The 11,944-nt window shown below is 74.6% G+C and carries 9 protein-coding genes and 1 pseudogene; 7 read left to right on the top strand and 3 right to left on the bottom strand.

Annotation, left to right across the window (positions count from 1 at the left end; translation table 11 throughout):
* The first annotated feature begins 97 nt into the window (after positions 1-97).
* Positions 98-1,042, top strand: coding sequence for an NAD(+) diphosphatase (nudC, locus tag ACZ7LB_RS13770; protein ID WP_471467900.1), 945 nt, complete (start codon positions 98-100; stop codon positions 1,040-1,042).
* A 294-nt stretch (positions 1,043-1,336) separates the two neighbouring features.
* On the opposite strand, the gene ACZ7LB_RS13765 is transcribed toward nudC, so the two are convergent.
* Complete coding sequence (locus ACZ7LB_RS13765; protein WP_471467899.1) at positions 1,337-1,594, bottom strand: mycoredoxin; 258 nt, start codon at positions 1,592-1,594, stop codon at positions 1,337-1,339.
* A gap of 186 nt (positions 1,595-1,780) precedes the next feature.
* Between ACZ7LB_RS13765 and ACZ7LB_RS13760 the strand changes: the two genes are divergently transcribed.
* From ACZ7LB_RS13760 to ACZ7LB_RS13745, 4 genes are all read left to right on the top strand, one after another.
* Positions 1,781-3,982 carry an ATP-dependent DNA helicase UvrD2 gene (locus tag ACZ7LB_RS13760; RefSeq protein ID WP_471467897.1) on the top strand — a complete coding sequence of 734 codons (2,202 nt, stop codon included), beginning with the start codon at positions 1,781-1,783 and terminating at the stop codon, positions 3,980-3,982.
* A gap of 166 nt (positions 3,983-4,148) precedes the next feature.
* The gene (locus tag ACZ7LB_RS13755) at positions 4,149-4,469 is read left to right on the top strand and encodes a hypothetical protein (protein ID WP_471467895.1); all 321 of its coding nucleotides are present in this window, start codon (positions 4,149-4,151) and stop codon (positions 4,467-4,469) included.
* A 174-nt stretch (positions 4,470-4,643) separates the two neighbouring features.
* Positions 4,644-5,021 carry a WhiB family transcriptional regulator gene (locus tag ACZ7LB_RS13750; protein ID WP_161227262.1) on the top strand — a complete coding sequence of 126 codons (378 nt, stop codon included), beginning with the start codon at positions 4,644-4,646 and terminating at the stop codon, positions 5,019-5,021.
* Complete coding sequence (locus ACZ7LB_RS13745) at positions 5,018-5,341, top strand: hypothetical protein (protein ID WP_161227263.1); 324 nt, start codon at positions 5,018-5,020, stop codon at positions 5,339-5,341. Before ACZ7LB_RS13750 ends, ACZ7LB_RS13745 begins: the two co-directional genes overlap by 4 nt.
* Before the next feature lie 1,001 nt (positions 5,342-6,342).
* Here ACZ7LB_RS13745 and ACZ7LB_RS13740 read toward each other — a convergent pair.
* Positions 6,343-7,692 (bottom strand): annotated as a pseudogene (locus ACZ7LB_RS13740) (ABC1 kinase family protein); the annotation flags it as partial.
* Positions 7,685-8,899: a TOMM precursor leader peptide-binding protein gene (locus tag ACZ7LB_RS13735; RefSeq protein ID WP_471467892.1), complete on the bottom strand. Its 1,215-nt coding sequence runs from the start codon at positions 8,897-8,899 to the stop codon at positions 7,685-7,687. The gene ACZ7LB_RS13735 and the pseudogene ACZ7LB_RS13740, both read right to left, overlap by 8 nt.
* Positions 8,900-9,374: 475 nt before the next feature.
* On the opposite strand from ACZ7LB_RS13735, the gene ACZ7LB_RS13730 reads away from it, so the two are divergent.
* Positions 9,375-9,971, top strand: a complete 597-nt coding sequence (locus ACZ7LB_RS13730; RefSeq protein WP_471467890.1) for a M48 metallopeptidase family protein — start codon at positions 9,375-9,377, stop codon at positions 9,969-9,971.
* A gap of 263 nt (positions 9,972-10,234) precedes the next feature.
* Entirely contained in the window at positions 10,235-11,938 is a 1,704-nt protein-coding gene (locus ACZ7LB_RS13725) for a TerD family protein (protein ID WP_471467888.1), read from the top strand.
* Positions 11,939-11,944: the final 6 nt, after the last annotated feature.

Raw genomic sequence — 11,944 nt, 5'->3', positions numbered from 1 at the left:
GCACCGCCGAGCCCTCCCGGACCCGGTCCCGCCCGACCGCACGACCCGCCGAACCGCCGCCTCACACCACCGTTGCCCGGGGGAGTTGGAAGCACCCGTGACCACCTGGACCGATCCCACCGCCGACCGTCCCATCTCGCTCACCGTCCCGAGCGGAATCGACCGCGCCGCCCACCACCGGCTCGACGAGGCATGGCTCGCGGCGGCCTGGAGCCACCCCACCACGCGCTGCTTCGTGGTCTCCGGCGGGCAGGTCCTCATCGACGACGCCCCCGACGGGCGCACCGAACTCGTCATGACCCCCTCCTTCGAGGCCCCGCTCACCGAGGCCCACCGGTACTTCCTGGGCACCGACGGCGACGGGGTCAGCTACTTCGCCCTCCAGAAGGACTCCCTGCCCGGCCGCATGGACCAGTCCGCGCGCCCGGCGGGGCTGCGCGAGGCGGGGCTGCTCCTGCCGCCCCGCGACGCGGGTCTGATGGCCCACGCGGTCGCCCTGGAGAACTGGCAGCGGCTGCACCGGTTCTGCTCGCGCTGCGGGGAGCGCACCGTCATCGCCGCGTCCGGTCACGTCCGCCGCTGCCCCGCCTGCGGCGCCGAGCACTACCCGCGCACCGACCCCGCCGTGATCATGGCCGTCACCGACGCCGAGGACCGCATCCTGCTCGGCCGTCAGGTCCACTGGCCCGAGGGGCGCTTCTCCACGCTCGCCGGGTTCGTGGAGCCCGGGGAGTCCGTCGAGCAGTCGGTGCGCCGAGAGGTCCACGAGGAGGCGGGCGTCGCCGTCGGCGAGGTGGAGTACGTGGCCAGCCAGCCCTGGCCCTTCCCGTCCAGCCTGATGCTGGGCTTCATGGCCCGCGCCACCTCCACCGACATCCAGGTCGACGGCGACGAGATCCACGAGGCCCGCTGGTTCTCCCGGGAGGAACTGGGCGCCGCCTTCGCCTCCGGCGAGGTGCTCCCGCCCTACGGCATCTCGATCGCGGCCCGGCTCATCGAGCGGTGGTACGGCCGGCCGCTGCCCACCCGCGGGATGGTCTGAGTCCGGTCCGGGGCACCGAGCGGACGCCTCCCGTCCCTGGGGAGGGGCGCGGCCGGGCGGGACCGGCCCCGGCCGCCGGGCACACGGGTGAGGGGCGGCCCCTCCCCGTGGAAAGGGCCGCCCCTCACGCCTTGCCCGCACCGGAACGCTCCGCGGCCGATCGCTGTGCCGTCGCGTGCCGGGCCCTCGTGAGGCCTGCGCTGCCTGACGGCCGGGGAGGGCGCCTACCGGTCGGCGGCCGCGCCCGGACACGAGAGCGCCCCCGCCGTAGCGGGGGCGCTCTGTGGGGGCGGCTCAGCCGGCCAGGGCCTGCTTCACCTGGGCAAGGCTCGGGTTCGTCATGACGACGTTCTCCCCACCGCCGGGGGGAACCACCAGGACCGTCGGAACCGTCTGGTTCCCGCCGTTCGCCTTCTCCACGAACGCGGCGGACTCGGGGTCCTGCTCGATGTTGACCTCGGTGTACGCGATGCCTTCGCGGTCCATCTGGCTCTTCAGCCGACGGCAGTAGCCGCACCACGTGGTGCTGTACATCGTCACAGTACCCGGCATGTCTCTCGCGCTCCTTCGGCTTCTGGCGCCTCGGTGATGAGGCCGCAGGAGGAGAACGTCCGGGAACCCGCGGGCATTCCCACCGGGCCGCGCCCTCCATCGGAACCATCATGGTCATACGACGATCGGTGCCCGCCTGTGGACAGCCCGCCGCATCCGTCCCCCGCGACCTGGCAGCATGGCCGTGTGACAGCAGCAACGCACTCCACCCTCTTCCCGCGGGTACCGGAATCGGCCGACGCGGTGCTCGACGGGCTCGACCCCGAGCAGCGCGAGGTGGCGACCTCCCTGCGCGGCCCGGTGTGCGTGCTGGCCGGAGCCGGTACCGGCAAGACCCGGGCGATCACCCACCGGATCGCCTACGGGGTCCGCGCCGGGGTCCTCCAGCCGTCCAGCGTCCTCGCCGTCACCTTCACCAACCGGGCCGCCGGGGAGATGCGCGGCCGGCTCCGCCAGCTCGGCGCCGTGGGCGTCCAGGCCCGCACCTTCCACTCGGCGGCGCTGCGCCAGCTCCAGTACTTCTGGCCGAAAGCGGTCGGCGGCGCGATGCCCCGGCTCGCCGACCGCAAGATCCAGCTCGTCGCGGACGCCGCCGCCGCCTGCCGCATCCGCCTCGACCGGGGCGAGCTGCGGGACGCCGCCGCCGAGATCGAATGGTCCAAGGTCACCCAGACCGTCCCCGCCGACTACGCCTCCGCCGCCGCCGGGGCGGGCCGCGACACCCCCCGCGACCCGGCGGAGATCGCCCAGCTCTACGCCGCCTACGAGGACCTCAAGCGCGGGCGCGGCGTCATCGACTTCGAGGACGTCCTGCTGCTGACCGTCGCCGTCCTCCAGGACCGGGAGGACGTGGCCGAGCAGGTCCGCGCCCAGTACCAGCACTTCGTGGTCGACGAGTACCAGGACGTCAGCCCGCTCCAGCAGCGCCTGCTGGAGCTGTGGCTCGGCGACCGCGAGGACCTCTGCGTGGTCGGCGACGCCAGCCAGACGATCTACTCGTTCACCGGAGCGACCCCGGACCATCTGCTCGACTTCCGCGTCCGCCACCCCGGCGCCACCGTCGTCAAGCTGATCCGCGACTACCGCTCCACCCCCCAGGTCGTCCACCTCGCCAACGGACTGCTCGCCCAGGCCCGGGGCCGGGCCGCCGACCACCGGCTGGAACTGGTCTCCCAGCGCGCCGCCGGCCCCGAGCCCGCCTACGCCGAGTATCCCGACGAGCCGGCCGAGGCCGAGGGCGCCGCCCGTCGCATCCGCGAACTCGTCGACTCCGGCGTCCCGGCCGCCCAGATTGCCGTCCTGTTCCGCACCAACTCCCAGTCCGAGACCTACGAACAGGCCCTCGCCGACGTCGGTGTCCCCTACCAGCTGCGCGGTGCCGAGCGCTTCTTCGACCGCCCCGAGGTGCGCCGGGCCGGCACCGCCCTGCGGGCCGCCGCCCGCTTCGGCGGCAACGACTCCCTCCTCGACGACGCCGTCGACCTGCCCTCCCAGGTGCGCGCCGTGCTCTCCGGCGAGGGCTGGACCCCGCTGCCCCCAGCCGGGTCGGGCGCCGTCCGGGAGAGCTGGGAGTCGCTGGCCGCCCTGGTCCACCTCGCCGAGGACTTCGCCGCCGCCCGTCCCGGCGCGACCCTCGCCGACCTGGTCGCGGAGCTGGACGAACGGGCGGGCGCCCAGCACGCCCCGACGGTCCAGGGCGTCACCCTCGCCTCCCTGCACTCGGCCAAGGGCCTGGAATGGGACGTCGTCTTCCTGGTGGGCGTCGCCGAGGGGATGATGCCCATCACCTACGCAAAGACCGACGAGCAGATCGAGGAGGAGCGCCGCCTCCTCTACGTCGGCGTCACCCGCGCCCGGGAGCACCTCCATGTCTCCTGGGCGCTCTCCCGCTCGCCCGGCAGCCGTCCCAACCGCCGCCCCAGCCGCTTCCTGCACGGGCTGCGCCCCGGCTCCGCCACCGCGGCGGCCCGCCCGGCCGCGGGCGGCGCCGGAGGGGTGGAGCGCGGCCGGTGGAGCGGCGCCGCGACCGCGGAGGCGCCCCGGCGGGTGCCGCGCACCCCGGCCCGCTGCCGGGTCTGCGGACGCAGCCTCACCGACGCCGGTGAGATGAAGCTGATGCGCTGCGAGGACTGCCCCTCCGACATGGACGAGGGGGTCTACGAGCGGCTGCGCGAGTGGCGCGCCGTCCAGGCGGAGCGCAGCGGACAGCCCGCGTTCTGTGTGTTCACCGACAAGACACTGATGGCGATCGCCGAGTCCGTCCCCGAGGACGACCGTGAACTCGTGCGCATCCCCGGCGTCGGCGCGCGCAAGCTCACCCGTTACGGAACGGATGTGCTGGCCATCTGCGCAGGCCAGGACATTGCCGGGGGACAGGGGAACGACTGATGGGAACTCGTCGGAAAAATAGTTTGCGCATGCGCGGGGAATCCCCATAGGTTCTTGGTCACGGGAGCAGTGGCCTTCCCCGAGGCCCTGAATCCGTGTTGTACTTACACATATCCATGGACCGGTTCACCCCGGTCCCTCGAGACGCCGAGAGGAGGCGAGTCAAGTGATCAGCATCATCAAGAGCTCCAACGCCAAAATGACCGACCGCTCGACCGTCTCCCTGTGCATGCTCGGCGCTTCGTACCAGGGCACCGGTGTGTCCGGCATTCGTGTCGCGCACCTGGCGTCCTCCTCCTTCGCTCCTGCGGGCCTTCCCGTCCGTGAGCGCGATGAGCGACCGACCGGGGCACTGGAAGCGGCAGTAGTGGCACAGGCCAAGGCCTATGCCTTTACGGCTACCGGTGCCGGATTCCGGAAGCAGACGACGCAGCACCACCTGATGTGGGCCTTCCGTGGGCCAGAACCCTGGAGTGATCCAGCCTGATCGATGATCAGGCCGGCGCCTCAGGGCCGCGGAACCCCATCCGGGAACCGCGGCCCTTCTGTTTTTCCCGAACAGGAACGACAGCACGCAGGCGCCTCGGGACGAGCACAGAGCACCCGGTACCAACGCCGCAACCGGCCAACCGGCCGGACGACCAGACGAGGAAGACCAACCGTGCAACTCGAAGCGCACGCCCCGTCCGTACCGCCATCCGGCACGATCCCCCAGCCCGTCCCCACGGAGGACCCCGCCTTGACCCCGCCCGTCTCGCCCACCCCGCTCACCGCGCTCGACGACGCCATCGAGAACCTCGGCGTCCCCGTCCCCTGCCGTTCCTACGACCCGGAGGTCTTCTTCGCGGAGTCGCCGGCGGACGTGGAGTACGCCAAGTCCCTGTGCCGCACCTGTCCGCTGGTCGAGGCCTGCCTCGCCGGTGCCAAGGAGCGGCGCGAGCCCTGGGGCGTCTGGGGCGGAGAGCTGTTCGTGCAGGGTGTCGTCGTCGCCCGGAAGCGGCCCCGCGGCCGTCCCCGCAAGAACCCGGTCACGGCATGAACACCGCAGGAACCATCAACCGTCCCCTCACGCACGACCCCCAGAAGCAGGCCCCGATGAAGCCGTCCCCCCACGAGAACACGGGCGTCGAGCCCGAAGACCGCACCACGAAGGGCGCGAAGGACTCGCGTCAGAACAGGACCCGAGAAATGCAACTCATCCCAGAAGCCCTGGCGCGTGCGCATATGCACGACCGCCTGCGCGAGGCTGAGCGGGAGCGCCGCGCGGTGCGCCTGGCCACCGCTCGCCGCATGCAGCGCCGGGCGGAGCGCGCCTCGATGCGCGCCCGCCGCGCGCTCGCCATGGCGGTCATGCAGTAGGCGGACCAGCAGCGCGAACCACCGATGAGGTGGCCTCCCGGCCCGGGAGGCGTGGCTCCGGTCGCGGGGGCCGGTCCGTTCCGACGGACCGGCCCCCGCGCCGCGTTCCGGCCGTCCGTCGGCGCGAGCCGGGGTGCCCGGTACGGGAGCCGGCTGCCCGGGGCGGGCCGGGATGACCGGTCCGGTCCGGTCCGTCGGCTCCCGCCTCGCGTTCGGCGCGCGGGGGGAGGGAGCAGCGCCGCGCGCCGCCTCGCGTCGGGCACCCTCGCGTCGGGCGCAGCCTCGCGCCGCGCACTGCCCGCGCCGCGCACTGCCCGCGCCGCGCACTGCCCGCGCCGCGCACTGCCCGCGCCGCGCACTGCCCGCGCCGCGCACTGCCTTGTGTCGGGCACTGCCCGCGCTGCGCGCCGCCCCGTTCTGCCTCGCCCAGGACGGGGGACGCCATCCTGCCCGCACCGCACCGCGTACCGCTCCGGTGCACCCTGACGTCTGACGTCTGACGCCTGGTGCCGCTCCGCCCGGCACCTGTCCACGGCCGCCGCCATGTTCCCGCCCTGGCGCCCGCCCGGATGCCCTCCTGGTCGTAGGCCCTGATACCCGCCCGGACGTAAGTGGGTGTCCGCTCCGGGACGGGCTCAGCGTTCGGCCGCCGCCACCTCGCCGCCCTGCTCCGGGGCGTCCGTCGCGGGCGCCGGGATGCTCGGGACGGCGTGCACGGAGTCCGGAGCGTCCGGGGCGTCCGGAGTGCCCGTGGCACCCGTGGTGTCGGGCGCGGGGACGGCGATCGGGGCGGGGGCCGCCGGTTCCGCGGTGGGGGCGTCGGCCTCGACCACGAGGACCCGGCTCACCCCGGCCGTCGGCCGCGGCTGCGCCTCCCGCTCCGCACCGTGTGCCGTCTCGCGCTCCAGCCCGTCCCGCGCCCCGTCCGCCAGGGCTTCCCCCGCCGGGTCCCCCGCCTCTTCGAGCCGCTCCTCCGCCTCGCCGGCCAGGCTCTCCGCCCCGTCGTCCGGGGCGGAGTCGTCCGGGGCGAAGCCGACGAGCCACTCCTCCAGCTCGTCGCGCAGCCGCACCGTGGCCCCGAGCTGGCAGAGCACACCTATCGTGCTCAGCGTCACCCGGTGGATCAGGAGGTAGGCGGGCGGCAGATTGAGCTGCTTGGCCAGTTGGTACGCGGGGGAGCGGGGGTCGGCGATCCGGGCCGCCTGGCCGCGCATCCAGCTCCGGGTGAAGGTGAACTCGTCGACCCGGGCCGGTTCGATGATCGGCAGCAGGTAGTCGAGGACGGCGTCGGGGTCCAGCTCTATCGACTCCTTGACGAAGCCCTCCGCGCAGAGCATCTCGTAGACGGCCTCCGCCTCACCGTCCAGCGTCATGCGCAGAGCCGCCCCGATGGGCTCGGGCAGCCCGCCCGGCAGCCGGTCGACCGTGCCGAAGTCGAGGACACCGAGCCGCCAGTCGTCCTCGCCCTCCGGGCCGCCCGGCAGCAGCCGGAAGTTGCCCGGGTGGGGGTCGGCGTGGAGCAGGCCGGTGCGGGCCGGACCGGAGAACAGGAAGTGCGCCAGCAACTGGCCCGCCCGGTCCCGCTGCTCCTCGGTGCCCTCCGCGATGACCTCCGAGAGCGGGACGCCGTCGATCCACTCGGTGACCAGCACCTGCTCGCACTGGCGGACCACGCCGGGCACCACGATGTCCGGGTCGTCGGCGAACTCCTCGGCGTGCGCGCGCTGGGCCGCGGCCTCCAGGCCGTAGTCCAGTTCCTCCGCCACCCGGTCCTTCATCTCCGTGATCAGCGGCTTGATGTCCATACCGGGGATCAGCGGGCCGAGCAGGCGGGCGAAGCGGCTGAGCTGGTTCAGATCGGACAGCAGGGCGTCGCCCGCCCCCGGGTACTGGACCTTGACGGCCACTTCGCGGCCGTCGTGCCAGACGGCCCGGTGGACCTGGCCGATGGAGGCAGCCGCGGCGGGCCGGTCCTCGAACTCCAGGAACAGCTCGCGCCAGTCCTCCCCGAGCCGTCGGCCGAGCACCTCGTGCACGGTGCGCGTCGGCATCGGCGGCGCGGCCTCCTGGAGCTTGGTCAGAGCCGCCCGGTAGGGGCCCGCGACCTCCTCGGGAAGGGCCGACTCGAAGACGGACAGGGCCTGGCCGAACTTCATCGCGCCGCCCTTGAGCTCGCCGAGCACCTTGAACAACTGCTCGGCGGTCCGCTGCTGCAACTGCTGCCCGACCAGTTCCGCGGACTCGCCCACGATCCGCTTGCCGAGACCCCAGGTGGCCCGGCCGGCGAAGCCGAGCGGGAGCGCGGCGAGCTTGGCGGTCCGGGTGACCGCCTTCCGGGGAAGATCAGACATGCGCCCTCCAAGTCCCAGCGGGCCGTGCCGCCGCCGCCTCACGGCAGGATGGTCCCGACGGCCGCTTCTCCGCCATTGTCGCGCGCCGGTCCCCGTCCGCGGAGATGTGTTCGCGCTGACCTTCACGGGCCGCGCCGCAGGGGCAGTCCGGATGGGGCCGCACCGGCCGCTCGTGCCAGCGCAGGCCGGGCAGGGAGACCGTCCAGCGCGCACCGGCGGCGGAGGGGGTCCGTCCGTCGAGGAAGGACAGGGCGTGTCCGGCGGCCAGCCCGGCGATTGCCGTGGCCAGGGTGAGATCGCAGGCCGGCACCCGGTGCCGGCCGGGGAGCCGCCACTGGGCGACCAGCCGGGGCCAGACCGGGTCCCGGTCGGCGCGGTCCCGGGCCAGGCAGCCCGCGCAACCCGTCTCCCCGGGCAGGACCAGGGGGCCGACCACCCCGGTGCCCTCCACGACCCCGGCGTACAGGTGCGGGGTGCCCGACGCCATCAGGGGCTCGGCGGCGTCCGGGTCCGGGGCGTGCACGGCGACGTCGTCGCGCGGGGCGAGGACCACCAGGGAGAGGCCAGGCCCGTCGTCCCCGGGCGGGGGCGCCGGGCCCCGGCGGGGCGGACGGCCGGGAGCCGCCCGCCGGACGATCCGGCGGGCGGTCTCGTCACGCCTGCCGCCGACGGACTCGGCGGGCAGGCCGCCCGGGGCGACGTCCCCCGGCTCGACGCAGCCGCCGTCCAGCACCTCGACCCCGCCGACACCGGCCCCGGCCAGCACGGAGGCCAGCACCGCGCCGACCCGCCCGGCACCGCGCACCCGCACCCGCAGGGTCCCCCGGGCGGCCAGGCGCTCCATCGCCTCCCCCGGTCCGGAGGTCGTCAGGGACAGGGTGGCCAGATCGGGACGGAGCCGGTCGAGGACCTCCCGCTTCTCCCGCAGCGCGTCGGCGGCCGGTCCGCCGCCCCGGGTGTCGTCGACGAGTCCGGCGTGGGCGAGCCGCCGCAGGAGCCGGTCGACGTGCCCGTCCGGCAGGCCCATGCGGTGGGCCTCCTCGCGCAGCAGGGCCGGGCCGCGGGTGCCGTTGAGCAGGTCCAGGAAGGTGCCCGTCGCCAGGTCCACCGGACCGAGCGTCAGCGCGTGCGCCGGTGTCATCCCGAACTGCACGGTGTTGAGATCGCGCCAGCCGCGCCTGAGCGCGGGCTTCACCACGGCATGCATGACAGGTCCCCTCGTTCCTCTCTCCTCCGACGCGACGGCCCCGACGGCCCCAGCGGTCCGGCCGCCCCGGTGACCCCGGCATCCCCGGTGGCCCAGTGCCCGGCGGCCCCGGCGGCGCCGACGGTTCCGGGGCGGCTGACCACCCCGGCGCACCGGCGGTGCCACGACCGGTCCGGCCCGGTCGGCCGCCCCGGGCCCCGCGCCAACGGTGCCTCCGTCGTCCTCCCGCCCGGTCCGCGGCCCGCACCGCGCCGACCCGCTTCACCCCCTCGGCGCGCCCCGGTCGGATGGCCGGGGCGCACCTCCGACGGCCACGGCCAGCATGCCCGGCCGCCGCGCAGCACGTCGAAAGTTGTCCACAGGCTGGGGGTAATGGTCGTACGAAATGACCACTGTCGGTGTGCGGGCCGTGACGGAGCGCCGTAGCACTGTCCGGAACCGGGACTTCCTCTTGTCCTCCGGGTAACGTCGAAGCGTGTCCGCCGACCCACTGCACCGTGCCGGAGCCCCCCGGCGAGCGCCGTCGAGCCCGCCGCCGGGCGGTACCGGGGCGAGCGCCATCGAGGTCCGCAGGAGCACCCGGCGCCGCCGGACGGTCTCCGCGTACCGCGAGGGCGACCGCACCGTCGTGCTCATCCCCGCCCGGATGTCCGAGGCCGAGGAGCGCCGCTGGGTGGGCGTGATGCTCGACAAGCTGGCCGCCCAGGAGAGCAGGCGGGTCCTGGGCGACGACGAGCTGGCCGCGCGGGCGGGGCGGCTGTCGGCCCAGTACTTCGAGGGCCGGGCCCGGCCCTCCTCGGTCCGCTGGGTCACCAACCAGAACACGCGCTGGGGCTCCTGCACCCCCTCCGAGGGCAGCATCCGGCTGTCGCACCGGCTCCAGGGCATGCCCGAGTACGTCGTCGACTACGTCCTCCTGCACGAGCTGGCGCACCTCCTCGTCCCCGGGCACGGGCCCCGCTTCTGGCGGCTGCTGGAGGCGTATCCGCGCACCGAGCGGGCCCGCGGCTATCTGGAGGGCGTCGTCGCCGCGGACCGGCTGCCGCACGTGCCCGGCGCCCGCGACGAGTAGCCCGCCCTCACAGGGCCGCCCCGGTGAACCCGCCCTCCCGGAGCCCGCCCTCTCCGGCGCCGGACCCGCGAGCCGGAGCCCGGGGCGGGGTCCGGTGCGGGGTCCGCGGCTCCTGCCGGGGCGGGGGAGGACACGGGCCGCACGCGCTCGGCGACGGTCCGGCGCCGGTTTGTACCGGGTCGGTACCGACATCGTCCGCCGTCCGGATCAGCCGTTAGCCTGGCGCGACGCACTCGCACTCGGATGGGGGACGGTCGTAACGCATGGCCAGGGAATTCCAGCGCGGCCACAAGGCCAGGATCAGTGACCTGACGGCGGGCACGGATCTGTACGTAGGCGTGCAGATCTCCGGCCCCGGTCTGAGCCTCGACATCAGTTGCTTCGGCCTCGACGCCGACGAGCGGCTCTCCGACGACCGGTACTTCATCTTCTACAACCAGCCGAAGTCCCCCGAGGAGTCCATCCAGCTCCTGGGCGCACAGGCGGGCGACACCGAGTCCTTCCGGATCACGCTGGACCGGGTGCCGCAGAGCATCCGGAAGCTCTCCTTCACCGCGACGATCGACGGCGCCGGGCAGATGTCGCAGATCGGGCCGGGATACCTGCGGATCGTCGCGGGCGGCGAGGAGGTCGCCCGCTACCCGTTCGGCGGCGCCGAGTTCTCCACCGAGCGGGCCGTCATGCTGGGCGACTTCTACATGAAGGACGTCTGGCGGTTCGCGGCGGTCGGCCAGGGCTTCGACGGGGGCCTGGAGGCGCTGCTCAGGAACTTCGGCGGCGAGGTCGCCGAGGAGGAGCCCGCGCAGCCGGAGCCCCAGCAGCCGCCGTCCGCCGCCGTCCCCGGCTTCGCGCCGCCCGCGCAGTCCGCCGCGCCGCCGCCGGCCTTCGTGGCCCCGGCTCCCGCGCCCGCCCCGGCCCCGGTTCCCGCCCCGGCACCCCCGCCCGCCCCGGCGCCGGCCCCCGTGCCCCAGGGCTACACCCCCGCCCCCGTACCGCCCCGGGCACCCCGCTCCGACGTGCACGCCGCGCCGACGATCATCGCGCCCCTGCACACCCCGCCCGGCGGTTCCCCGGTGCCGCCCCCGGCCCCGCCGCCCGGCTACGGGCAGCCCCCCGCACCCCCCGGCTACGGCCAGGTGCCCGGCCAGGCCGCCCCGCCGCCCCCGGGTTACGGCCACCCCCAGGCACCTCCGGCACCGCACGCCCCGGGCCCGCCCCCCGGCTACGGGCAGCCCCCCGCGCCCCCGCCCTACGGCCAGGCCCCCTACGGCGCCCCCCAGGGCATGCCGCCGGGCGCCCCCCAGGCCCCCGGTGTGACCGCCGCGCTCCAGCAGTACCGGGAGACGGGCACCGGCCAGCGCTGGAGCCTCCAGAACAACAAGCTCGTCCGCGTCGACCTCGGCGCCGAGAGCCGGCCCGTGCTGGCCCGGCAGGGCAGCATGGTGCTCTACCAGGGCAAGGTCGACTTCAGCTACAAGGGGGCCGGGTTCGCCGGCCGCGTCGTCGGCAACGCCACCGGCCAGGAGATGCAGCTCATGCGCTGCACCGGCAAGGGCCAGGTGTTCCTCGCCGAGAACTCCGCGCTGCTGCACCCCATCGAGCTCCAGGGCGACGCGGTGTGCGTCTCCGCCGAGAACGTCCTCGCCTTCGACGAGAGCCTCCAGTACGAGGTCCGCCGGATCGAGGGCCACGGCATCCCCGGCGGAGCCCTGTTCACCATGCAGTTCCAGGGCACCGGCACCATCGTCGTCATGACCCGCGGCGTGCCCGTGGTGCTGCCGGTCACGCCCACCACGTTCGCCGACTGCAACGCCGTCGTCGCCTGGTCGGCCGCCGCCCAGGTGATCGTCTCCAGCCAGGTGCGGATGCGCCGCAACGCCTACGCGGGCGACACCGGCGAGAGCGTGAACCTCCAGTTCCGGGCCGCGCCCGGCAACTTCGTCGTCGTCCAGCCGTACGAGATCTGAGGGAGA

It is taken from the genome of Streptomyces sp. NPDC107521 (genome assembly GCF_055598485.1).
The sequence above is the reverse complement of the archived record's forward strand: the minus strand, read 5'-3'. Positions and strand labels throughout refer to the sequence as shown.